At 72.8% G+C, this 23,152-nt stretch carries 17 protein-coding genes; 10 read left to right on the plus strand and 7 right to left on the minus strand.

Translation table 11 applies throughout. The features are described from left to right. The 5 genes from GA0115240_RS10265 to GA0115240_RS10285 form a co-directional block, all read left to right on the plus strand. Positions 1-718, plus strand: a 718-nt coding sequence (locus GA0115240_RS10265) for a carbohydrate ABC transporter permease (RefSeq protein WP_107407125.1), incomplete at its 5' end; no start/stop codon positions are given. Next, a complete protein-coding gene (locus GA0115240_RS10270) occupies positions 715-1,620 on the plus strand; it encodes a carbohydrate ABC transporter permease (protein ID WP_093736359.1) in 906 nt (301 codons plus the stop codon). The genes GA0115240_RS10265 and GA0115240_RS10270, both read left to right, overlap by 4 nt. Next, positions 1,620-2,459 carry an NAD-dependent epimerase/dehydratase family protein gene (locus tag GA0115240_RS10275; RefSeq protein WP_093736360.1) on the plus strand — a complete coding sequence of 280 codons (840 nt, stop codon included), beginning with the start codon at positions 1,620-1,622 and terminating at the stop codon, positions 2,457-2,459. Before GA0115240_RS10270 ends, GA0115240_RS10275 begins: the two co-directional genes overlap by 1 nt. 13 nt (positions 2,460-2,472) lie before the next feature. Continuing rightward, the gene (locus GA0115240_RS10280; protein WP_093736361.1) at positions 2,473-5,595 is read left to right on the plus strand and encodes an alpha-mannosidase; all 3,123 of its coding nucleotides are present in this window, start codon (positions 2,473-2,475) and stop codon (positions 5,593-5,595) included. A 137-nt stretch (positions 5,596-5,732) separates the two neighbouring features. Next, positions 5,733-9,635, plus strand: coding sequence for a glycosyl hydrolase family 28-related protein (locus GA0115240_RS10285; RefSeq protein WP_093736362.1), 3,903 nt, complete (start codon positions 5,733-5,735; stop codon positions 9,633-9,635). Positions 9,636-9,775: 140 nt separating this feature from the next. On the opposite strand, the gene GA0115240_RS10290 is transcribed toward GA0115240_RS10285, so the two are convergent. Next, the gene (locus GA0115240_RS10290) at positions 9,776-10,840 is read right to left on the minus strand and encodes a 5-methyltetrahydropteroyltriglutamate--homocysteine methyltransferase (RefSeq protein ID WP_093736371.1); all 1,065 of its coding nucleotides are present in this window, start codon (positions 10,838-10,840) and stop codon (positions 9,776-9,778) included. A 229-nt stretch (positions 10,841-11,069) separates the two neighbouring features. Here GA0115240_RS10290 and GA0115240_RS10295 point away from each other — a divergent pair, with 229 nt between their 5' ends. The 4 genes from GA0115240_RS10295 to GA0115240_RS10310 all read left to right on the plus strand — a co-directional run bounded on the left by GA0115240_RS10295 (position 11,070) and on the right by GA0115240_RS10310 (position 15,601). Next, positions 11,070-11,612 (plus strand): carboxymuconolactone decarboxylase family protein, encoded by a 543-nt coding sequence (locus GA0115240_RS10295; RefSeq protein ID WP_093736363.1) that lies wholly within the window; start codon positions 11,070-11,072, stop codon positions 11,610-11,612. 166 nt (positions 11,613-11,778) lie between these two features. Further along, positions 11,779-12,327 (plus strand): carboxymuconolactone decarboxylase family protein, encoded by a 549-nt coding sequence (locus GA0115240_RS10300; RefSeq protein WP_093736372.1) that lies wholly within the window; start codon positions 11,779-11,781, stop codon positions 12,325-12,327. 187 nt (positions 12,328-12,514) lie between these two features. Next, positions 12,515-14,398, plus strand: coding sequence for an FAD/NAD(P)-binding protein (locus GA0115240_RS10305; RefSeq protein WP_093736364.1), 1,884 nt, complete (start codon positions 12,515-12,517; stop codon positions 14,396-14,398). Positions 14,399-14,449: 51 nt separating this feature from the next. Continuing rightward, the gene (locus GA0115240_RS10310) at positions 14,450-15,601 is read left to right on the plus strand and encodes a putative PEP-binding protein (protein ID WP_176725029.1); all 1,152 of its coding nucleotides are present in this window, start codon (positions 14,450-14,452) and stop codon (positions 15,599-15,601) included. Positions 15,602-15,613: 12 nt separating this feature from the next. Here GA0115240_RS10310 and GA0115240_RS10315 read toward each other — a convergent pair whose 3' ends face one another. From GA0115240_RS10315 to GA0115240_RS10330, 4 genes are all read right to left on the minus strand, one after another. Then, on the minus strand, positions 15,614-16,264 hold the full coding sequence (locus GA0115240_RS10315) for a thymidine kinase (protein ID WP_093736366.1): 651 nt from the start codon (positions 16,262-16,264) through the stop codon (positions 15,614-15,616). Between the two features lie 153 nt (positions 16,265-16,417). Next, complete coding sequence (locus tag GA0115240_RS10320; protein WP_093736367.1) at positions 16,418-17,611, minus strand: alkaline phosphatase family protein; 1,194 nt, start codon at positions 17,609-17,611, stop codon at positions 16,418-16,420. Then, positions 17,611-18,195, minus strand: a complete 585-nt coding sequence (locus GA0115240_RS10325) for a DUF5998 family protein (RefSeq protein WP_093736368.1) — start codon at positions 18,193-18,195, stop codon at positions 17,611-17,613. The genes GA0115240_RS10320 and GA0115240_RS10325 overlap by 1 nt, the downstream gene beginning before the upstream one ends. 96 nt (positions 18,196-18,291) lie before the next feature. Next, positions 18,292-21,108, minus strand: a complete 2,817-nt coding sequence (locus tag GA0115240_RS10330) for a bifunctional acetate--CoA ligase family protein/GNAT family N-acetyltransferase (RefSeq protein WP_093736369.1) — start codon at positions 21,106-21,108, stop codon at positions 18,292-18,294. 194 nt (positions 21,109-21,302) lie between these two features. Here GA0115240_RS10330 and GA0115240_RS10335 point away from each other — a divergent pair, with 194 nt between their 5' ends. Then, positions 21,303-21,587 (plus strand): HPr family phosphocarrier protein, encoded by a 285-nt coding sequence (locus GA0115240_RS10335; protein ID WP_093736370.1) that lies wholly within the window; start codon positions 21,303-21,305, stop codon positions 21,585-21,587. Positions 21,588-21,732: 145 nt separating this feature from the next. On the opposite strand, the gene GA0115240_RS10340 is transcribed toward GA0115240_RS10335, so the two are convergent. Next, the gene (locus tag GA0115240_RS10340; RefSeq protein WP_256069645.1) at positions 21,733-22,407 is read right to left on the minus strand and encodes a GntR family transcriptional regulator; all 675 of its coding nucleotides are present in this window, start codon (positions 22,405-22,407) and stop codon (positions 21,733-21,735) included. Positions 22,408-22,680: 273 nt separating this feature from the next. Then, positions 22,681-23,152, minus strand: a 472-nt coding sequence (locus tag GA0115240_RS10345; protein WP_141708796.1) for a M23 family metallopeptidase, incomplete at its 5' end; no start/stop codon positions are given.

A 23,152-nucleotide genomic window follows, 5' to 3' on the forward strand; every position in this document is an offset into this window, starting at 1 on the left:
AACCCCGCCGTACGCGCCGCGGATACACCACGCGGCCGCCCACACCCTGTATGTGATGATCGCGGTGCCGCTGCTGACCGTCCTGGTGTCCTTCCCGCTGGCGGTGCTGCTCAACTCGGCCAAACGGCTCCAGACGCTGCTGCGTTCGGTGTACTTCGTGCCCTACGTGACCAGCGGCATCGCGGTGTTCTTCGCCTGGCAGTACATCCTCCAGCCGGACGGCGCGGTCAACGCGCTGCTCAGCACGGTCGGACTGGGATCGCTGGCGCAGCCCCAGGGCTGGCTGGGCAATCCGCACACCGCGCTGCCCACCATGATCGTGGTGACGGTGTGGGGCGCGGTGCCGGTGGCGATGCTGCTGTACCTGACCGGTCTGCAGACCATCGACCGCAGCGTGCTGGAAGCCGCGCAGCTGGACGGCGCCGGCTGGTGGCGCACCAACGCCTCGGTGGTGTGGCCGCTGCTGCGGCCGATCACCGCGATCGTGGTGCTGCTGAATCTGCGGGACTCGCTGCAGGGCTTCCAGACCTTCCTGGTGATGACCAACGGCGGCCCCGGCGACCACACCAATGTGCTGGGCCTGGAGGCCTACCGGCTGGCCTTCCTCAAGGACCTGGCACCGACGCTGGGCCTCGCCAGCGCGCTGGGCTGGCTGCTGTTCGCCGCGGCGCTGGTGCTGGCGCTGATCAACCTGCGAGTCCTGCGGAGCAAGACATGACGACGATCTCCCCCGTACCTCCGGCCGCGCCGCCCGCGCCCACCGCTCCCGCCGCCCCCGCCCGGCGGCGCGGTTCGGCGGTCTCCCGCAACGCGGCCCGGCTCACCGTGTTCGCCCTGCTGACGCTCTACGGGCTGGTGAGCGTCTACCCGTTCTTGTGGATGGTCTCGGCCGCGTTCAAGAACCAGCTCGAAGTGGTGCGCGGCGGCCATCTCATCCCGCAGCACCCCACCTTCAGCACCCTCACCCACACCTGGAGCCAACTGCACTTCTTCCGCTACTTCGTCAACAGCGTCGAGGTCTCGGCGATGACTGTGGCGCTGACCCTGGTGGTGTACGCGGCGGCCGGTTACGCGTTCGCCGTGCTGGACTTCCCCGGCCGCGGCGCGCTGCAGAAGATGTTCGTGGCGCTGCTGTTCGTGCCGGGCATCACCGTGATGTTGCCGATCGTGCTGCTGGAGGACAAGCTGGGCATTCTCGGCTCGCACATCGGCCTGGTGCTGCCGTTCGTCAACGGCGGGGCCCCGCTGTCGGTGCTGCTGATGACCGGCGCCTTCTCGGCGGTGCCCAAGGAACTGCGGGACTCGGCGCGGGTGGACGGCGCCGGCGAGTTCCATGTCTTCACCCGGATCTATCTGCCGCTGACCCGGCCCGCGCTGATCACCGTGGCCCTGCTCACCGCGATCCCCACCTGGAACGAGTACCTGCTGACCCGGGTCTCCCTCAACAATCCGAGCACCTACACCCTCCCGCTCGGCCTGCAGACCCTCGCCTCGGAGAACGTGCCGCACTACAACACCATGATGGCCGGCGCGCTGATCGTGGTCGTGCCGGTCGTGCTGCTCTTCCTCAGCCTGCAGCGCTACTTCGTGGGCGGCCTGGTCGGGGCGGTGAAGGGCTGATGCTGGTGCTGGTCACGGGGGCCGCCGGGCACATCGGCGGCGAGGTGACCCGGGAACTGCTCGGAGCCGGCCACCGCGTGGCGCTGACCGATCTGCTGCCGGTCGACGAACCGCGCGCCGAACGCGTCCTGACCGGGGACCTCCAGGACCCGGAGCTGGTGCGCGACGCGGTGGCCGGGGTGGAGGCCGTGGTCCACCTCGGGGCGATCCCGCACCCGAACGTGGCCGACCCGAGCGCGCTGTTCGCGCACAACTGCCTCACCGCGCACCGGGTGTTCGAGGAGGCGGGGCGGGCCGGGGTGCGCCGGGTGGTGGCCGCCTCCAGCATCTCGGCGGTGGGCCTGGCCTGGTCGCCGGTGCCGCTGTCGCCCGGCTACGTGCCGCTGGACGAGGCCCATCCGACGCTGGTCCGCGATCCGTACGGGCTGTCCAAGGTCGTGCTGGAGGAGGTGGCCGCCGCCGCTCACCGCCGCTGGGGCACCGCGGCGGTGTGCCTGCGCTTCCCGTTCACCGGGGTCGGCGACCGCCTCGACCACTTCCTGGCGGCCTGCGCCGAGGACCCGGCCGGACAGCGGCACGACCTGTGGGGATGGCTGCACACCGCGGACGCGGCGACCGCGGTCCGGCTCGCCCTGGAAAGGGACCTGACGGGCTGCCATGTCATCAACGTGACCGCCGCGGACACCACGTCGACCGTGCCGTCCGCCGAACTGATGGCACGCCACCACCCGGGAGTGGTCGCGCGCACCGCGGTGACCGGCCACGCGACCTTGTTCGACACGAGCGCCTGTACCGATCTGCTGGGCTTCGTCCCCCGGCGCACCTGGCGAATTCCCTAAGGAGAGCACACCTGTGCATGACGACCGGCACATCGTCGAGCAACGGATCACCAAATTCCTCTCCCACGTACTCAGGCCCGCCCTCTACGGCGCGCCGCGCACCCTCGACCTCGCGATCTGGCACGTACCGGGCGAGCCGGTGCCGGTGGCGGACGCGCTGACCGCCGCCTACCGGCCCGCCGCGATCGGCGACACCTGGGGCGGCCCCTGGTCGACCAGCTGGCTGCGGACCACCGGCCGGATCCCGGCCGACTGGGCCGGGCGCCGGGTCGAGGCCGTCTTCGACCTGGGCTTCGACCCGTCCAAGGGCCCGGGCGGCCAGGCCGAGGGCTTCGTGCACGACGCGGCCGGCGCACCCGTCCAGGGGCTGCACCCGCACCACCGCAGCGTGCTGCTCGCCGAGTCCGCGGTGGGCGGGGAGCCCGTCGACCTGCTGGTGGAGCTGGCCGCCAACCCGATGATCGAGGGCGCGCACGCGGTGGGCACCCATCTCGGCTCCCGGCAGACGGCGGGCACCGGGCACCTGTACCAGCTGCGGACGGCCGAGATCGCGGTCCGCCAGGACGCGGTGTGGCACCTGCTGCACGACGTGGAGGTGCTGGACGAGCTGATGCGGCAGCTGCCGGCCGGCGGTTCACGGCGGCACGAGATCCTGCGGGCCCTGCAGCGCGCGATCGACGCGGTGGACGCCGCGGATGTGCCGGGCACCGCGCAGGCCGCCCGGGACCGCCTCACCGAGGTGCTGTCCCGCCCGGCCCACGCCTCGGCGCACACCCTCACCGCCGTAGGGCACGCCCACATCGACTCGGCGTGGCTGTGGCCGATCCGCGAGACGGTCCGCAAGTGCGCCCGCACCTTCACCAATATGACGACGCTGGCCGCCGAATACCCGGAACTGGTCTTCGCCTGCTCCTCCGCGCAGCAGTACGCCTGGATGAAGGAGCAACGGCCGGAGATCTTCGAGCGCATCAAGAAGGCCGTCTCCGAGGGGAATTGGGCGCCGGTCGGCGGCATGTGGGTGGAGGCGGACGGGAATCTGCCGGGCGGTGAGGCCCTGGCCCGCCAGCTGATCTTCGGACGGCGGTTCTTCGCCGAGGAGTTCGGCATCGACCAGGAGGGCGTGTGGCTGCCGGACTCCTTCGGCTACACCGCCGCCTACCCGCAGCTGGCGAAGCTGGCGGGCGCGAACTGGTTCCTCACCCAGAAGCTGTCGTGGAACGAGACCAACCGGCTGCCGCACCACACCTTCGACTGGGAGGGCATCGACGGCACCCGGATCTTCACCCACTTCCCGCCGGTGGACACCTACAACGCGAGCCTGACGGGCGCCGAACTCGCCCACGCCGAGCGGAACTTCGCCGACAAGGGCGCCGCGACCCGCTCACTGGCCCCCTTCGGCTTCGGTGACGGCGGCGGCGGTCCCACCCGGGAGATGCTGGAGAAGGCGCGGCGGCTGCGCGACCTGGAGGGCTCCCCCAGGATCGAAGTCGGCGACCCCAGCGCGTTCTTCGACGCGGCCCGCGCCGAGTACGAGCGGCTGCCGGTGTGGCGCGGCGAGCTGTACCTGGAGAACCACCGCGGCACCTACACCAGCCAGGCCCGCACCAAGCGCGGCAACCGCCGGGCCGAGGCGCTGCTGCGGGAGGCGGAACTGTGGTCGGTGGCCGCGGCGGTACGCGGCCGGGTGCCGTACCCCTATCAGAAGCTGGAGTCGATCTGGCGGCGGGTGCTGCTGCACCAGTTCCACGACATCCTGCCCGGGTCGTCCATCGCCTGGGTGCATCAGGAGGCGGAGGCCGTGCACGCCCAGCTGCAGGCGGAGCTGGCCGAGGTGATCGGCGGCGCGCTGGCCGGCGGGGAGGGGGCGGCCGACGGTGCGGGGGCGGCCGGCGGCGAGGGGCTCGCCTTCTACAACGCGGGGCCGTACGCGCGCCGCGAGGTCGTGGTCGTGGCGCACGACGCCACCGAGGACGGGCAGGCGCTGTCGGACGGGCGCCGCGCGGTCCTGGTGGAGGCGCCGCCACTGGGCACCGGCAGCGCGGTGCCCTGCACGCTGCCGCCGGTCCAGGTGCGGCAAGGCGCTGACGGCATCACCCTCGACAACGGGGTGCTGCGGGTGCTCATCGACGGCGCCGGCCTGGTCCGCTCGGTGTACGACCTGCGGGCCCGCCGGGAGGCGCTGGCCCCGGACCGGCCCGGAAACCTGCTCCAACTCCACCCGGACGACCCCAATTTGTGGAGCGCCTGGAACATCGACGGCTACTACCGGGACACCGTGCGCGACCTGACCGAGGCCGAGTCGGTCACCGTCGCCGAGGACGGGCCGCTGCTCGCGTCGGTCCGCGTCGAGCGCGCCTTCGGCCCCTCGCACATCGTCCAGCACCTGGAACTGACCGCAGGCAGCCGCCGGTTGACCGTGCGCACCGATATCGACTGGCAGCACCGGGACACCCTGCTCAAGGCCGCCTGGCCGCTGAACGTGCACGCCGAACGCGAGAGCGCCGAGATCCAGTTCGGCCATGTGCAGCGCCCCACCCACGAGAACACCAGCTGGGACGCGGCCCGTTTCGAGCTGTGGGCGCACCGCTGGGTGCACGTCGGCGAGCACGGCTGGGGCGCCGCGGTCGTCAACGACTCGACGTACGGCCACGACGTGTCCCGGCTGACCCGCGAGGACGGCGGCACCACGACCACACTGCGGCTGTCCCTGCTGCGCTCCCCGCACTCCCCCGATCCGCAGGCCGACCGGGGCCGGCACTCCTTCGCCTACGGCCTGGTGGTGGGCGCCGATGTCGGCGACGCGATCGCGGCGGGCTACGCCTTCAACCTGCCGCTGCGGCCGGCCGGTCCGGCCCCGGCCGGCGGAGCCGCGCTGGTCACCGTCGACAACCCGGACATCGTGGTGGAGACGGTGAAGCTGGCCGACGACCGGTCGGGGGACGTCGTGGTACGGCTCTACGAGTCGCGCGGCGGCGCGGCCCGCGGCGCCCTGCGCACCGACTTCGCGGTCGCCGCGGCCCACGTCACCGACCTGCTGGAGCACCCCGCCGGGGAACTGCCGCCGCAGGCCGACGGCGCGCTGCCGCTGGAGCTGCGGCCCTTCCAGATCCTCACGCTGCGGCTGCGCCGGCCCTGAGACCGGGCCGGTCCGGCCCACCGCGTCCCGCCCGCGGCTGCTCCCGCTCTCTTCCCGCCCTCGCGGCGGACCCGTACCCGCTTCCCGTCCCACGCCCCCGGAGGACTGTCCCGTGCCCCCCAGACCGCTTACCCCGCATGTTCCGCGTCCCCGCGGCCCTGCTGCTGCTGGTCCTCGCCCTGCTGCTGCCCACCTCGCTGCCCGCGTCGGCCGCGGCGCCCACGCTCTACCCGCTGGGCGTCGGCGCCGACCTGGGCCCCGATCCCTTCACCCTCGGGCTGACCGCGACCGCCGGGGACGACGCCGGGGCGCTGCGCACCGGTGAACAGGACGGCACGCCGTACTGGGAGACCGACACCGCGGCCGGAGCCTCGTATCTCGCCTTCGACCTCGACCCGGAGTACACCGGATCGGTCGGCGCGAGCCAACTCACCGTCTCCGTCACCTATCTGGACACCGGATCGGGTCAACTGCGGCTGACCGACCGCGCCGGCGACGTGCTCGGCAGCGCCGCGCTCGGCGGCACCGGCGCCTGGCACACCGAGGCGTTCACCATCCCGGCCGCCGCGGCCACCGCCCAACTGCGGCTGTCCGGCGCCACGGAGGCGGGCGGCCCCGCCGACATCACGGTCGCCGCGCTGCGGATCGCGGCCGGCTACTCGGTGGACCTCGGCCCGACCGTCCAGACGCACGGCGTCACCCCCCGGGCCGGGGACGACCCCGACCACCTGGTGACCGGCACGGTCGACGGCCGCGGCTACTGGCAGACCGACCGCAGCGTGCCCGGCGCCGAGACCGGCTTCTTCTACATGAACGTCGACGACGGCCAGCTGTACGACAACCGCGACCCGGTCGCCGTCACCATCGACTACTTCGACCAGGGCAACGGCTCGATGCAGCTGGAGTACGACTCGCCCGGCGACACCGTCCCGCAGATGTTCAAGCGGTCCGCCACCTTCACCTACGGCGACTCCGGCACCTGGAAGTCGCACACCTTCCTGCTCGACGACGCGATCCTCACCAACCGCTCCAACGGCTCCGACTTCCGCATCAACACCGCCGACCTGCCGGGCGAGTTGCGGGTGGCCCGAGTGACCGTCACGGCGCTGCCCACCACCTTGGACCCGACGATCGGCCTCAAGCGGCTGGTCGCCCAGGCCGACACCGCCTACGCCGCGGCCCGTGAGGGCACCCGCGACGGGCAGTACCCGCTGGGGGCCAAGGAGGCACTCGGGCAGGCCATCGACACCGCCCGCGCGGTCGCGACCGGCAGCGGCGTCACCGACGAGCAGGCGCGTACCGCCTTCCACGCCCTGACCGCCGCGCTGGACGCCTTCCACGCGCTGGCCGTCGACACCGATCTGGCGCATCTGGGCACCGCCACCGCCTCCTCCACCGCGCCCGGTTCCGCACCGGGCGCGGCGATCGACCGGGACGGCGGCAGCGCCTGGGTGAGCGGCGCCGGCGGCGCCGGCGAGACCTTCACCCTGGACCTCGGTACGGCCCGGCGCTTCGACCAGGTGCAGGCGACCTGGGGCAGCCCGTTCGCCGCCGACTACACCGTCCAGGTCTCCACCGACGGGACGCACTTCCGCCCGGTCGGCCGTACCGGCGCCACCGGCGCGGGCCCGGCCTTCACCACCGCCTTCCCGGCCACCACCGCCCGCTGGGTGCGGCTGGCGATCAGCGGCTACGCGGCGGGGGCGGACACGGTCGCGCTGGCCGAACTCGAAGTCCACGACCAGCGGGTGGTCGTCGCCCACCCGAAGCTCATCGACACCCGCTTCCCGACGGACGACCCGGTGGTCGCGGACTTCGACATCCGGGACTACGGCGCCGACGCCACCGGCCGCAAGGACGCCACCGCCGCCGTGCAGGCGGCGCTGTACGACTGCCAGGACGCGGGCGGCGGCACCGTGTGGATGGGCGCGGGCACCTACCGGATCACCACCACCGTGGAGATCCCGGCCTTCTGCTCCCTGCGCGGCGACCGGCGCGACCCGGACCGCGGTTCGGGCTCCTACGGCACGGTGATCCGCGCCGACCTGCCGCCCGGCGCCGACGGGCCGGTGCTGTTCCGGGTCGGCGGCAGCGCCTCCGTCCAGGGCCTGACCACCTACTACCCGCGGCAGAGCGCCACCGACCCGGTGCCGTACAACTACACCTTCGAGATCCCGGGCCGCGCCTGGCAGGGCGACCAGAACTACATGATGAGCACCGTCGCGCACGTCACGATGCTCGACTCCTACCGGGGTGTGGGTGTCTCCACCATGGCCAGCGACCGCGGCGAACCGGCGGTGCAGGGCCAGGTGCACGAATCGGCGACGCTCCAGGACATCAAGGGCACCGCGCTGGCCAACGGCGCGACGGCCTTCAACGGCGCGGACGTCGGCACCTGGGAGGACATCACCTTCGCCAACTCCTACTGGGCCGACGCCCCTTCGGCCTACCACCCGCCGAAGCGGTCCGAACTGGACCGCTGGACCCGGGCCAACGGCACCGGCCTGGTCCTCGGCGACCTGGAATGGGACCAGTTCTCGAAGATCGCGCTGTCGGACTACCGCACCGGCATCCAGGTGGTGAAGGGCCAACGGGCCTCCTTCGTCGGCGCCTTCCTCCAGTCGAAGGTCGTCCGCACCGATGTCGCCCTCCAGGTCGACGACATCGACAGCCGCTGGGGCATGACCCTCGGCTCCAGCACGCTCCAGGGCAGCGTGGCCTCGGTGCGCAACGCCTCGGCCGGGTATGTGAAGGTCACCGACACCGCCCTGGACGGCCCCACCTCCGGCACGGTGCTCCGGCTCACCGGGACCGTCCCACGCTACGAAGGGCCGGCCGGCACACCGCAGCCGAAACGGCCCGCGCTGTACCCGGCGGGCGCCGCACCGCACGGCGTCGGCTACCAGCCGGCCGCCGACGCCACCGCCGCGCTCCAGAAGCTGCTGGACCGGGCCGGCGCCCAGGGCGGCGGCACCGTCTACCTGCCCGCGGGCTGGTACCGGGTCGAAGGCCGGCTGAAGGTCCCGGCCGGGGTGGAGCTGCGCGGCGCCGCGGCCTCGCCGAACCGCGATCTGAGCGGGGCCAGCGGCGGCACCGTGCTGTTCTCCTATGCCGGCCGCGGCGCCGCCGACGCGGGCACCGCGCCGGCCTTCATCACCCTGGACGGCAACGGCGCCGGAGTGCGCGGACTGCGGGTCTTCCACCCGGAGAACAATCCGGCGACCGGCTATGTGCCCTATCCCTACGACGTCCGGGGCGCGGGCCACGGCACCTACGTGGTCGACGTCGGCCTGACCAACGCCTGGAACGGCATCGACCTGACCTCGCCGCGCGACGACGGCTTCGTGGTCCGCAAGGTCAGCGGCGCCTTCCTCGACCGGGGCATCACGGTGGGCGGCAACGACGGCGGCTCGATCGAAGGCGTCCTGACCAACGGCAACTCCGTCAACCGGGTCGGCTTCGGCATCCTCGACTGGGGCCTGGACGGCGATGTGTTCGCGCAGACCATCGACGCGTACACCCGCAAGAACACCGACCTGGTGCATGTCGACGGCGCCCGGCACCTCACGCTGTCCGACGTCTTCGGCTACGGCATGCACGACGGCCTGGCCGTGGACTCCGGTGACGTCCGGGCGTTCAACCTGGGCACCGACAACCTCGGCGACGGCGGCTTCACCGTCAAGGCGGGGGCCGCGGCCCACGTCACCGCGGTCAATGTGCTGCGCTACAACGGCACGACGTACACCGGTCCGGCGAAGCTCTACGACGTGATGGTGATCAACATCGTCGAGCAGTCGGTCACCGCGACCGCCGATCCGGCCACCGGCGGCAGCGTGCGCGTGGCCGGCAACGAGACCTCGCCGGGGCGCTACGAGCGGGGCGACACGGTGACGGTCACCGCCACCCCGGCCGACGGCTACCAGTTGCTCGGCTGGACGCTCGACGGCGCCGAACTCCCGGGCGGGGCGGCCACCATCACCGTCCCGGTGACCGCCGACCGCACGGTGACGGCGCGTTTCGGCCCCTTGACCGGGGGCTGACCCGGGGCTGAGCGCCGGGCGGACCGGGGCTGACCGCCCGGAGCGACCAGCGGGCCCGGACGACCGCTTTTCGGCGGTCGTCCGGGCCCGCCGCGGTGCCGGCCCCGCTGCGGTGCCGGCCCCTGTGCAGTCGAGCGCGCTCAGACGCCGAGGCGCTCGGCGGCCAGCGCGGTGCCCTCGACCCGGGCCGCGATCTTGGCGAAGGCGACCTCGCGGGAGGTCGACGTGTCGTCCGCGAAGGGCGAGAAGCCGCAGTCGTCGCAGCTGCCGAGGCGCTCGACGGGAATGAACTCGGCGGCCAGCAGCACCCGGTCGCGTACCTGCTCGGGGGTTTCCACCACCGGGTCGACGGGATCGACGACTCCGACGAACAGCACCTGGTCCGGGCGCAGGTGCCGCGCGGCGGTCTCCAGTACGCGGCGCGGGTCCTTTTCACTGGCGAGCTGGATGTAGACGCGGCCGGCCTGGATACGGAACAGATCCGGGAGCAGTTCCGCGTAGTCCACGTCGAGGCTGTGGGTGGAATCGAGATCGCCGCCCGGACACGTGTGCACCCCGATGCGCGCCCGTTCCGCATCGGAAAAGCGTTCGAGCAATCGGTTGTTGAGCTCGACGAAAGAGCGCAGCAGTTCCTTGCTCGGATCCAGCTTGACCGAAAGCCGTCCTTCGGTGAAGTCGAGTTGTACGGCATGCGCGCCCGCGTCGAGGCAGTCGCGTACATCCGCTTCCGCCTCGTCGACCACGTCGGCCAGGAACTCCTCGCGGGTGTATCCCGGCACTCCGCCCTCGGGATAGAACAGACTCAGCGCGGACGGGGCGATCACGGCCTGCTTGACGGGCACGCTCGCGACGCCCTGAGCCGCGCGCAGATACCTGGCGGCGCGCACCGTGTAGCGGAACGGACCGGAGACCAGCCGGGGCAGTTGACGGCTGTGGCCGTCCTCGAACGGCAGGCTGATGCCGTCCGCGGCGAACTGCTCGGACCCTTCGAGCGGGTAGGTGGCGAAGCTCGACTTGGTCTGCTCGCCGTCGGTGACGACCGGCGAACCGGTGGCCTCCAGCCGGACGATCGTGTCGCGCAGCGCGTCGTCGGCCGCCGCCGCCAGGTCGTCGGCGGACAGGCTCCCGGCGCTGTGGGCCGCGAAAGCGTCGATTAATGCGGCCGGCCGCGGAATGCTTCCGATCTGCTCTGTTGGAAGGCTCATGCCGACCACGCTAGCAACGGGAAAGATCGCCCGGCGGCGGTTTTGGAGAACTCGATCACCGCGGTGGGCGGACGGCGGCGCGGGTAACGGGCCGTCGCCGCCGGCTCGGACTTCTTCTGCATTGCCCTATTCCTTTCGGGCGGCGCCGCCGCCTCGTACCCGGTGGCCGCGTCCGGTAATGTGCCGCCGTAATCCGGCGGCCGGACCCCCGAGTGAGGATCGTGATGTCGTGGCACACATAGATCTGGGCGTGGACGAGAAGCATCTGCCGGGAATCATGGGGCTGATGACCTACCGGCCGGAGACCGCGAAACCGCTCAACGCGCTGGCGGAGCAACTGCTGCGCGGGGAGCACTCGCTGACAGCGGGCGAGCGCGAGCTGATCGCGGCGTACGTGTCGGGGCTGAACGAGTGCGAGTTCTGCTGCGGATCGCACTCGGCCTTCGCCGCGGCCCAACTCGACGGCGGCATGCACGTGGTGGACCAGGTGCGGGCCGATGTCGAGCACGCGCCGGTGACGCCGAAGCTGCGCGCGCTGCTCCGGATCGCCGGCGCCGTACGCGACGACGGGCGCAAGGTCACCACCGAACTGGTCGACGGCGCCCGGGCCGAGGGCGCCACCGACGTGGAGATCCACGACACCGTCCTCATCGCGGCGGCGTTCTGCATGTTCAACCGGTACGTCGACGGGCTCGGCACCGTCGCACCCTCCGACCCGCGGCACTACGGCGAGGCGGCCCACCGCATCGTCTCCGTCGGCTACGGGGTCTGACCGGCGCGGGCGGCCGCCGAGGGGAGTTCGCGGCGCACCCGAACCCTCCCGTCCGGCCGGGCCGGTTCGGCGTCGAACCGCGCCCAGCACGTTGTCCCGGCCGGCCGGTCACTCCTTACGCGGCGCGGCGGGCCGGGGACACCCACCACTACCGAAAGGCATGGCCATGCCGCGGATTCCCGTTCACACCACCGGCGACGCCCCCGCGGGGAGCAGGGACAACCTGCTCCGGCTGGAGAAGCGCTTCGGAAGGGTCCTCAACATCCATGGGGGGATGGCCCATTCACCGGTCGTTCTGGAGACCTACGCCGCGATGAACGCGGCCATCGCCGAGCGCGGCACCTTCGACGCCCGTACGCGGGAGGCGATCGCCCTGGCCGTCGGGGCGGTCGACCAGTGCGCGTACTGCCAGTCCGCGCACACGATGTCGGCGAAGGCAGCCGGATTCACCGAGGAGGAGACCGTGGCGATCCGCCGCGGTGACGCGGACGTGGAGTCCGAACTGGCGGCGCTGCTCCAGGTCGCGCGGGAGATCGCCGGCGAGGTCGGTGAGGTCCGCGACGACACCTGGGACAAGGCGCTCGCCGCGGGCTGGAGCGACACCGAGCTCACCGAGGTGTTCGCGCACGTGGCGATGAACGTCTACACCAACTACTTCAACCACCTGGCCCGTACCGACCTCGACGTCCCGGCCGCCCCGGCCCTGGACTCCTGACGCCGGAGGGTCTGTCCCGGGCGGCGCGCGCGGCAGGCCGACGCCGCCCGGGGCGGGGCACCCGGGATCCGGGCCGGCCCGCGCGGGCGGCGCGCGGGTGGTCCTCGGGCATGAACTGCCGGCGCGCCCGCGCCCGCGCCGAGTCAGCACAGCCGGATGCCCACCGCCCGACCGAGAGGCCCGTACCGTGAGTTCCGTAGGCACACGCCCAAGAGTGCTGATTGTCGGGGCGGGCCTGGCCGGCACCGCCACGGCGATCCGACTGCTGCGCTTCGCCCGCAGGCCGGCCGAGATCGTCCTGCTGGAGCGGCGCGCCGACTACCGGTCGGCCGGCGTCGCCTACCACCGGGACGGCAATCCCTGGGACCATGTCTTCAACATCCAGGCGGGCCGGATGTCGCTGTTCCGGGAGGACGTCCACGACTTCGTCCGCTGGGCCAACCACGAGGCCGACCGCCGGGACTGGCCCGCGCCCTGGGCCGAGTTCGTCTTCGTCGAGCAGGGCCCGGCGCCCCGGCGGATCTTCCAGGACTATCTGACCGAACGGCTGGCCGAGGCCGCGCGGGAGGCGGCCCCCGGCGTGGTGCTCGTCGAAGCGGACGGCGACGCGGTCGACATCGACATCCGCCCGGCGGGCGCGACGGTCACGGTGCGTCAGCCACCCGTGGCCGGTGCCGGCGCCCGACCGGGCCCGGAACCGACGGCGATGTTCGCCGACCACGTCGTTCTCGCCACCGGCCTCGAACTCAGGGAGCCGCCCTTCGCCTCCGATGTGCGGTCGCACGCGGCCTTCGTGCGCGATCCGTACTCCGCGGCCGGCGTGCGCAAGCTCACCGCGCTCCCGCCCGAGGCGACCGTGGCCATCGTCGGATCGGTGCTGAGTGCCTACGACTCGGCGGGTTTTCTGCTGCGCCGGGGCCACACCGGGAGGATCCATCTGATCTCCAGGAGCGGGACGATCTTCCGGACCTATCCCGGCGGCCACGAGCACGGAGTCGTGCAACTGCCCTGCCCGAAGGCGCTGCTGGAGCCGTACCGGAACCGTGAGGAGTTCCTCGCCCGGGCCCGGAGCGAGTGGGACCGGGCATGTTCGGCGGTCGTCCGGGACCACCCCGACATCGCCCCGGCCGTGGTCGCCGAACGGGTGGCCAAGGCGTGGGAGCCCTACCTCCCCGAGGCCATCGAGCGGATTCCCACCGACGAACTGCGCCGTCTGCTCGACGAGTTCAGCACCGCGATCGCCGCACTGCGGGTCGGCGCCGTGGAGTACACGATGACCGTCATCGAGCGGGCCATGCGGCCCGCGGACGGCTCGGTGCGGCTGGTCATCGGGAACGTGGAGACGATCACGCCGACGGAGTCCGGGCGGCTGGTCGTCTCGGTCGCGGCCCCGGCGCAGAAACACACCGTCGAGGCCGACCTGGTGGTGTCCAACTTCGGCCGGGAGTCGGACTACAGCCGGGTCGGCCGGCCGCTCTGGGAGAACCTCCGCCGGCGGGGGATCGCCGTCCCCCACGAGCGCACCCGCCGCGGCCTGGAGGTCGACGAGCAGGGGGCGCTGCTGCGCCCCGACGGGGAGCCGGTCGGCCCCATCTGCGCGGTCGGCGTGCTGAGGGAGGGCGACGAGATGGTGCGGAACGGCCGCACCGGGGCTTTCACCTTCAATCTCGCCGCGATCAAGAACCAGTCCATCGCGGTCGCCGCCCGCGTGGTCGAGCAACTGGAATTACCGGAAAGCCTTTTGGCGCACCCGACGGCTCAATACCGTGGCGATCTCCGCAACATCGAGGAAGCGGCACCCCCCGGATTCATGGAGGCTGTGGACCTGGAGGTGAAGAGGTTGGCCACGCGAGCCCGCAGCGAACGCGAACTGCTCGATGCCCGGCTGGATGCCTGTATCCGGTCCATCGGCGAGCTTCCGACCCTCCCGACGGCTGCCCCGCTGCGCCACAGCCTGATACGGGCCGCGGTCGGCCGGACCGCCGTCGAACGGCTCACCGACGTTTCCGTGACGCCACGGCAGTTGCGTCGGCAACTGGGGATAGCAAGCGCTGATAATCCGGAGGACTAATTGAACAGGCGACGAATTCAGGGATTCCTCCTGACGGGCGGCACACAGAATGTGTTACGGGGTATCTGTAACCGCACAAGACGTCCTCTCGAGGGATCCATCCTCGTCGCCCCCTCCCTCGAAGCGGGTCTGTACGAAGCGATCGTCGCGGCGCGTGCGGTCGTCTGCGGTTCGGGTGGGCAGACCGGCCATATGCAATCCATCTGCCGGGGCAGGGGAATACCCGTGCTCCGCGTCGACGAGGCCGATCTCGCCCGCCTGGTGGGCGAGGTGACGCTGCACCTGGAGAGCCAGTCGATCGAGGTCGGGCCCGAGGCGAGTGCCCAGGAGCCCTCGCTGGACGATCTGGGGTCGGCCTGCGCGGTCATCGCGGACCTGCAGGACATCCGGACGATCAACGCGTGCGGGCCGAAGGCGAAGCGGGTCGACTCCTTCTTCATCCGGGAGGAGTTCCTCTGCCTGGCGGCGGGCCTGCGTCCGCTCGACGCCCTGGACGGCGGCCCTGCCGACATCGCGGACTACGGGCGGGCCCTCGCGGACCGGCTGTGCACCTTCGTGGAGGCACTCCTGCCCGACCAGCGGCTGGTGCTCAGGCTTCTCGACCTCCGCTCCGACCACGCCGCCGCGGTCACCGAGCTGGCCCAGGTCCCGGTCGAGCCGAATCCCGAACTGGGCCTGCACGGCGCGCGCTGGCTGCTGGGATCGACCGCCTACCGGGACGCGCTGCACGCCATGCTCGGCTCCCTGCGGGAGCGGCTGGGTGACGCGGCGGGCCGGGTGGAGCTCTCGGTTCCGTTCCTCACCGACGAGGAGGAGTTCGCCCGGCTCAGGGCGCACCTCGACCTGCCGGCCGGCCTGCCGCTGTCCGCCTTCATCGAGACGCCGTCGGCGGTGCACGCCACCGCGGCGATCTGCGCCGCGGGCGCCAGCGAACTGTTCGTCGGCATCAAGGACCTGGTGCAGTTCTACCTCGCCGCCGACCGCAGCAACCACCTGGTGGCCGACACCTACCAGACCCGGCACCCGGCCGTCATGGACGGGGTGCGCAGGGTGGTGGAGTCCGCGCGCGCGGCGGGCACCCCGGTGCGGGTGTTCTCGCTGGGCGCGGACCTCGCCCACTACCTGGACCACCTGCCGACCCCGGACGGCTACATGATGTGCACCGCCGAACTCCAGCAGCTGATCCTGCAGTCGGAGCGGTGAACGGGCCTGCGGTCAGACGTGGTTGACCGGGAGGACGTCCGGGGACAGCGCACCGGCCCGGGCGGCGGCCGAGGTCATGCGCCGCAGGTGGTGGCGACGGCACAAGACCTCGTAGCCGACCTTCTCCGCCGCGCGGTCCACGTCGCCGACCACCACCTGGGCGCCCTCGACCACCATCTGCCCGCCCATCGTCCGGGCGTTGTGGGTGGCGCGGGCGCCGCACCAGCACAGGGCCTCGACCTGGAGGTGCTCGACCCGGTCCGCCAGCTCGATCAGCCGCTGCGAGCCCGGGAAGAGCTTCGTGCGGAAGTCCGTGGTGATCCCGAAGGCGAAGACATCCATCGCGAGGTCGTCGACGATACGGGCGAGCTGGTCGATCTGGTCGGGCGCCAGGAACTGGGCCTCGTCGACGATCACGTAATCGGCCTTGCCGCCCTGGGAGAGCCGCGTGACGACGTACGCGTACAGGTCCAGGTCCTCGCCGGCCTCGACCGCTGCCGTCACCAGCCCGAGACGGGAGGACAACTTGCCCTCGCCCGCCCGGTCGTCACGGGTGAAGATCACGCCCTGCAGCCCGCGGGCCGACCGGTTGTGCCCGATCTGCAAGGCCAGCGTGCTCTTCCCGCAATCCATGGTGCCGGAGAAAAAGACCAGTTCGGGCATGGGAGGGGCGACGGCCTTTCGAGGGACGGCGGGGGGCGGTGCGGGCCCGGGCCGGATGCCGGTGGCCGGGTGCGGGGTACGGGGTGCGGGGTGCGGCGGTCGGAGCGGGTATCGAGGGCATCGAGGGTGCTGAGCGTCGGGTGCGCGGCAGCCTCAGGAGCGTACTTCGAGCAGCGGCACCAGTTGCTCGACGGGGGTGAGCGAGCCGTGCAGTCCGATCATCTTCGACTCCCCCGGCTCCGTGCGGTAGGCCACGATGGCCAGGTCGTCGCGGGCGGCGGCCACCACGTCGCCGATCCGGCCGAGCACCCGCGGCTCGGGACGCGGCCCGAACCAGCCGGCCGCCACCGCCTCTTCGCGGCCCGCCACCCACATCCGCTCCCCCAGCACCTCGCTCCACACCGCCAGCACGTCGCCCGCGGCGCCGGGTACCGCGTAGACGTGCCGGGCCCGGCCCTCACCGCCCAGCACCGCGACTCCCGCCCGCAGCTCCCAGTCCTCGTCGAAGTCGATCCGGCTCTCCTCGTCGAAGGCCACGTCGATCATGCCGTGGTCCGCGGTGACGTAGAGGGCGCTGCGCGGGGGCAGCTGCTCGGCCAGCCGCCGCGCCAGCCGGTCGACCATGGTGAGCTGGCCGCGCCAGGCGTCGGAGTCCACGCCGTGGCGGTGGCCCATCGAGTCCAGCTCGCTGTAGTAGGTGTAGACCAGCGAGCGGTCGGCGGCGGCCAGCCGGTCGGCGGCCAGATCCATTCGTTCCTCACCGGTCAGCCGGCCGTGGAAGGTGCCGCCGGACAGCGCGACCTTGGTCAGCGGGGTGTTCACGAAGGTCGGCGAGGACACCTGGCAGGTGGCGATCCCGGCGGCCTCGGCCAGCTGGAAGACGGTGGGGTGCGGCTGCCAGACGTCCGGTGCGACCCACGGCTGCCAGCGCAGCTGGTTCATCAGCTGGCCGGTGTCGGGGTTGAGCGTGGTGTAGCCGGCCAGGCCGTGCCCGCCGGGCGGCAGCCCCGTGCCGACCGAGGCCAGCGAAGTGGCGGTGGTGGCGGGAAATCCGGCGGTCAGCGGCCGGCCGGTGCCGCCGCGCGAGGTGGACAGCAGCGAGGTCAGATACGGCGCCTCGTCCGGGTGGCGCAGGATCAGCTCCCAGCCGAGGCCGTCCACCAGGAAGACGCACACCCGGTCGGCGGGAGCGAGTTCCAGCCCGGTGGCGGGCATGCCGGGGACGGCGAAGGAGGCGAGTGCGGCGGGGATCACGTCGCAGAGCGCGCCGCTGCCGTATTCCGGTGCGGGGGCGCTGCGCGGATCCAGGGGCGCGAAACCGTACGGGTCGGTGAGCGGGTGGGCCATCAGTCGGTGGCCGCTGTCGCCTCGGAGAGCGCCTGGGCGAAGGCCAGCGTCTGGCGGACCGCGTCGGGTCCGTCGCCGGCCTCGCTGACCCGCAGCGACAGGTCGTCGGCGGTGGAGGAGCCGGTGTAGCCGTGGTCGGCCTCGCAGTTGGGGTCCCCGCAGGCGGCCGGCTCCAGGTCGAGCCGGGAGACCGCGCCCCAGCCGATGGTGAGCACCACTTCACGCGGCAAGGTGCCCGGCGTGTACGACTCCGGGTTGGCCACGACCCGGCTGACCACGACCGAGGAGAGCCGGCCGATCTTCACCGATTCGGTGGACGTGGTGGCGTACGGGCTCGGCGAGGTGTCGTCGGCGGCCTGCTCGTCGGTGTGGCTGACCAGGAACCGGCTGGCGGTGAGGACCAGCACCGTGACGTGCCTGCGGACCTCGTTCGCGTCGAAGGTGGTCTCCTGGTGGACCAGGTAGGAGGAGACCGCCTCGCGGCCGACCGCCGCCTCGACGGCCTCGGCCACCAGGGCCGGGTAGTAGCCGCTGCGCTCGATCGCCGTGCGCAGGCCCTGGGTCGTGGTACCGGTCTTCGCCATGCGAACCATCCTAAGGGCGAGGGATGCGGTGGCGGCTCCTTCTGGCGCGGCTGCCGGAAGGCGCGGGGCGGCGGCCCGCGGGCCGGCCCGCCCGGTTCAGAACGAGGACAGCGCGCGCGGCCCCAGGTCGGTGCGGGCGGGCGGTCTGGCCAGCCGCACCCAGGCGCCGAGCACCGACACGCCCTGCGGCGAGACCACCACCGGCTCCAGGTCCACCGCGACCACCTCCGGCAGGTCGTCGGTGAGCATCGACACCCTCAGCAGCAGTTCCTCCAGTGCCGCGGTGTCCACCGGTTCCGCGCCGCGCCAGCCGAAGAGCAGCGGCGCGCCTTTGATGGAGCGGACCAGTTCGGCCGCGTCCCGGTCGGTGGCCGGGACGAGCCGGTGCGCGATGTCGCCCAGCAGCTCGGACGGCGCCCCGGCCAGCCCGAAGGACAGCAGCGCCCCGGCTGCCGGGTCCACCCCGGCGCGGACCACGGTGTCCACCCCGCGCGGCGCCATCGCCTGCACCACCAGGCGCAGTTCGGCGGCGTCGCCGAGCCGGGCGGTCAGCTCGCCGTAGGCCCGCCGCAGGTCGCCCTCGTCGGCCAGATCGAGCCGGACGCCGCCGAGGTCGGGGCGGTGCCGCAGCCGCGGGGCGGTGGTCTTCAGCGCGACCGGGTAGCCGAGCCGCCGGGCGGCGGCCGCGGCGGCCTCCGGGTCGGGGGCGGGCAGCGTGCGCCGCACCCGTACGCCGTAGCGGCCGAGCAGGGCCGCGGCGTCCTCGTCCGACAGCAGCGTTTCGGCCTGCGCGGGCGCGTCGGCGGGCAGCAGTCGGTGCACGTCTTGGACGGCGGCCGCCTGCTCGATGTCGTCGAAGTCCGGCACCCGGCCGGGTTCGGCCGAGCTCTTGCGCCAGGCGGCGTAGGCGGCGGCCTCGGCCAGCGAGCCGACCGCCCGGTCGGGGGCGCGGTAGGCGGGGATCCGCGCGCCGGGCCCGTCGGGAGAGCAGAGCCGCTCGCCCAGGGCGTCCAGGGCGAGGTGGACGACGACCACGGGTTTGGCGGCGCCCTCCGCCGCGCGGCGCAGCGCGTCGGCGAGCGCGGGGTCGTCGTCGGTCTCGGCGTAGGAGGCTTCGACCGGTACGGCGCCGGGTACGTCGAGGACGGTCTCCGAACCGACCCGGGGGATCACGGTGACCAGCACGGCGTCGCTCCCGGGGTCGGCGAGGGCGGCGCTGAGGGCGGCGGCCATCTCCCGCGGGCCGGCCGCGGTGCCCAGGTCGAGCGGGGCGGCGGGCCGCAGGCCGGCGGTGAGGGCGGCGTCGTAGGTGAGCAGCCCGATCGACTCGGAGTTGCCCAGGATGGCGACCCGGTCGCCGCCGGGGAGCGGCTGGAGGGCCAGGAGCAGTCCGGCGTCGAGCAGTTCGGTGACCGTCTCGACCCTGATCACGCCGGCCTGCCGGAACAGCGCGGAGACGGTGGCGTCCGGGATCCGGGTGACCGGTACGGAGTGCCCGGCCGGCACGGCGCCGGAGTGCACGGCGCCCTTGACGACCACGACCGGCTTGGCGGCGGCGGTGCGGCGGGCGAGCCGGCTGAACTTGCGCGGGTTGCCGAACGACTCCAGGTACATCAGGACGGCGTCGGTCTCCGGGTCGTCCTGCCAGAACTGCAGCAGGTCGTTGCCGGAGACGTCGGCGCGGTTGCCCGCGGAGACGAAGGAGGACGGCCCGGCGCCCCGGCGGTGCAGCCCGGACAGCAGGGCGATGCCGATCGAGCCGGACTGGGTGAACAGCCCGAGCCGGCCGCGGCGCGGCATCTGCGGGGACAGCGAGGCGTTGAGGCCGACGTCGGCGGCGGTGTTGATGACGCCCAGGGCGTTGGGGCCGATGACCCGCATGCCGTGCCGGCGGGCCTGCCGGACGAGTTCGCGCTGCCTGGCCCGTCCTTCCGGGCCGGTCTCGGAGTAGCCGGCCGCGACCACGACCAGGCCGCGTACCCCGGCCTCGCCGCAGTCGGCGACCGCCTCGGGCACCCGGTCGGCGGGCACGGCGAGGATCGCCAGGTCCACGGCTTCGCCGATGGCGCGCACCGAGCGGTGGCCGGGCACCCCGTCGAGGTGGGTGGCGACGGCGGCTCCCGGTGTCCCTACTGCCCCGCCCGCCTGGCCGGGCTCCGGAAAGGAGTGGTTGACCGCGTACAGGCGGCCGGTGAAGCCGCCGGCCACGATGTTGCGCAGCACCGTACGGCCGACGCCGCCGGGCCGCCGGCCGGCGCCGACCACCGCGACCGACGCGGGCCGCAGCAGCCGCTGCACCGAGCGGGCCTCGGCGCGGTGCTCGCGGGCCCGCATGACCCGGACCGACTCCTCGGTGGGCTCCAGGTCGAGGTCGAGGTGGACCACGCCGTCGGCGAAGCTGCGCCGCTGGGTGTAGCCGGCGTCGGTGAAGACCTTGACCATCTTGCGGTTGGCCGGCAGCACCTCGGCGGTGAAGTGCAGGATGCCGCGTTCGCTGGCGACCGCCGCGATGTGCTCCAGCAGCGCGGAGGCGACACCGCGGCCCTGGTGGGCGTCCTGGACCAGGAAGGCGACCTCGGCGCGGGTGCCGGCCGCGCCCGAGACGGGGCTGCCGTCCTCGGCGGTGCGGTCGTAGCGGACGGTGGCGATGAACTCGCCCCCGACCGTGGCGGCCAGGCCCACCCGGTCCACGTAGTCGTGGTGCGTGAAGCGGTGCACGTCCCGGTCCGACAGCCTGGGGTACGGCGCGAAGAAGCGGTAGTACTTGGACTCGTCGGAGACCTTCTCGTAGAAGTCGACCAGCCGGACCGCGTCGTCCGGACCGATCGGCCGGATATGGGCGATGCCGCCGTCCCGCAGGACGACGTCCGCCTCCCAGTGCACCGGGTACGGGTGGGCCGACTGGTCCGTCATGGCCTCAGGGTAAGCGGGTGCGTCACGGCCTCGGAGCAAGCGGGCGCGCCCCACTCGCGCCGCCGCCGCACAACGGGCAGTCTGGGGGCTGCCCGCCGCCGGGCCCGCGCAGCGGCCCGGCGGCGCGAAAGGGTCCCGGCAACCCGCCTGACCTGTACGGATGACCTGACCGCAACCGATCCGAGGGGCACATCATGGCTGAGCGCCGCGTCAACGTCGGCTGGCCGGAGGGCCTGCACGCCCGCCCGGCGTCCATCTTCGTCCGCGCGGCGACGGCGGCCGGCGTGCCGGTCACCATCGCGAAGGCGGCCGACGGCCGCGCGGTCAACGCGGCGTCGGTACTGGCGGTGCTGGGCCTGGGCGTGCGCGGCGGCGAGGAGGTCGTGCTCGCCTCCACCGCCGACAACGCGGAGGCCGCGCTGGACCGGCTCGCCAAGCTCGTCACCGAGGGCCTGGAAGAGCTGCCGGAAACGGTCTGAGGCACCTGCCGGGCACTTTTCCGGGCGACGGCGGTCTCGCGCACAACGGAATTCAGCGGGACCGGACAATCCCCCATGGATAGTCCGGTCCCGCTTTTCGCCTTTACGGGGCAACAATTCTACGACCTTGTATACGGTGCGATTGTTAAGCGCGGCGGCGCACTGCGTTTACGGGATGTTTCAGGATCCTCACCGCGGCGGCCCGCTCCACGTGGACGGCGGCCAGCCGCCGGGCCCGCTCCCCGTCCCCGCGCGCCACCGCGTCCACGATCGCCGCGTGCTCCTCCCAGGACTCCGCGGCCCGACTGGAGCCGCCGTCGCCGTACACCCAGGCGATCTTGTGCCGCAGCTGGGTGAGCAGCGCGGCCAGGGTCGGACTGCCGGAAGCCTGCGCCAGTGTCTCGTGGAACCAGCCGTCCAGCGACGGCAGATCCGACAATTGCCCCTGTACCGCCCGCTCCTGGCCGAGGCGCACCAGACCGCGCAGCACCTTCAGATGGGCCTCGGTGCGGCGCTGGGCGGCGCGGGCGGCCCCCAGCGGCTCCAACAGGCCGCGTATCTCCAGCAGATCGGCCGCCTCCTGCTCGGTGGGCTCCGCCACCGAGGCGCCCGCGTGCCTGCGGGTGCGGACGAACCCCTCGGACTCCAGGGTGCGCAGCGCCTCGCGCACCGGCACCCTGGAGACGCCGTACCGCTGCGCGAGCAGCTCCTCGGTCAGCCGGCTGCCCGGCGGGAAGAAACCGCCGACGATGTCGTCGCGGATGGCCGTACACACCACCTGCGCCGAGATTCGCCGCCCCGCGCCGTCCGCCCCGTTCACATCCGGCTCCGCATCGCAGACTCCATTTCTGTCCCCGTATGGTGCCGGACTCTATTCCAGCACACCCGGAAAAGGGAAAGCACCCCCGGAATTCTTTGATTGTTTTTGGACACGTGGGGCGCTTTCGGGCGCGCCCGGGGACGCGCGAAGGCCCCGGCGGGGGGCCGGGGCCTTCGGGTCGGGCGGACGCCTCGGACGGCGCCCGGGAGGCAGCTCTCGACGCCTCGGACGTCGCGCTCGGACGTCGCCTCCGATGACGGCTCGGGTGACGGCTCAGATGACGACGCCGTGCGAGGCCAGGTACGCCACCGGGTCGATGTCCGACCCGTAGTACGGGGTGGTGCGCACCTCGAAGTGCATGTGCGGGCCGGTGACGTTGCCGGTGGCGCCGGAGATGCCGATCTCCTGGCCCTCGGTCACCGTCTGCCCGGCCGAGACCAGCGGCTCGGTGAGGTGGGCGTACAGGGTGTACTTGCCGTCGGCGTGCCGGATGATCACGTCGTTGCCGTAGGAGCCGTCGGCGCCGGCCGAGAACACCGTGCCGGCCGCGACCGCGTGCACCGGGGTGCCGGAGTCGACCAGGAAGTCCACGCCGGTGTGGTAGCCGCTGGACCACATCGCGCCGGCGACCTTGTAGCCGGTGCCGATGGCGGCGTCGCCGACCGGCTTGGTGTATCCGGAGCCGGCGGTGACCGCCATGGCCACCGGCGCCGCGGAAACGGTCCGGGCGGCGCCGGCGGGCGGG

It is taken from the genome of Streptomyces sp. DvalAA-14, assembly GCF_900091855.1.
Lineage (GTDB): Bacteria > Actinomycetota > Actinomycetes > Streptomycetales > Streptomycetaceae > Actinacidiphila.

Bases quoted from the DNA above. Each gene is read 5' to 3' on its own strand.
- GA0115240_RS10270 (WP_093736359.1), top strand. From the start codon at position 715: ATGACGACGATCTCCCCCGTACCTCCGGCCGCGCCGCCCGCGCCCACC.
- GA0115240_RS10275 (WP_093736360.1), top strand. From the start codon at position 1,620: ATGCTGGTGCTGGTCACGGGGGCCGCCGGGCACATCGGCGGCGAGGTG.
- GA0115240_RS10285 (WP_093736362.1), top strand. From the start codon at position 5,733: ATGTTCCGCGTCCCCGCGGCCCTGCTGCTGCTGGTCCTCGCCCTGCTG.
- GA0115240_RS10290 (WP_093736371.1), bottom strand. From the start codon at position 10,840: ATGAGCCTTCCAACAGAGCAGATCGGAAGCATTCCGCGGCCGGCCGCA.
- GA0115240_RS10300 (WP_093736372.1), top strand. From the start codon at position 11,779: ATGCCGCGGATTCCCGTTCACACCACCGGCGACGCCCCCGCGGGGAGC.
- GA0115240_RS10315 (WP_093736366.1), bottom strand. From the start codon at position 16,264: ATGCCCGAACTGGTCTTTTTCTCCGGCACCATGGATTGCGGGAAGAGC.
- GA0115240_RS10320 (WP_093736367.1), bottom strand. From the start codon at position 17,611: ATGGCCCACCCGCTCACCGACCCGTACGGTTTCGCGCCCCTGGATCCG.
- GA0115240_RS10325 (WP_093736368.1), bottom strand. From the start codon at position 18,195: ATGGCGAAGACCGGTACCACGACCCAGGGCCTGCGCACGGCGATCGAG.
- GA0115240_RS10330 (WP_093736369.1), bottom strand. From the start codon at position 21,108: ATGACGGACCAGTCGGCCCACCCGTACCCGGTGCACTGGGAGGCGGAC.
- GA0115240_RS10335 (WP_093736370.1), top strand. From the start codon at position 21,303: ATGGCTGAGCGCCGCGTCAACGTCGGCTGGCCGGAGGGCCTGCACGCC.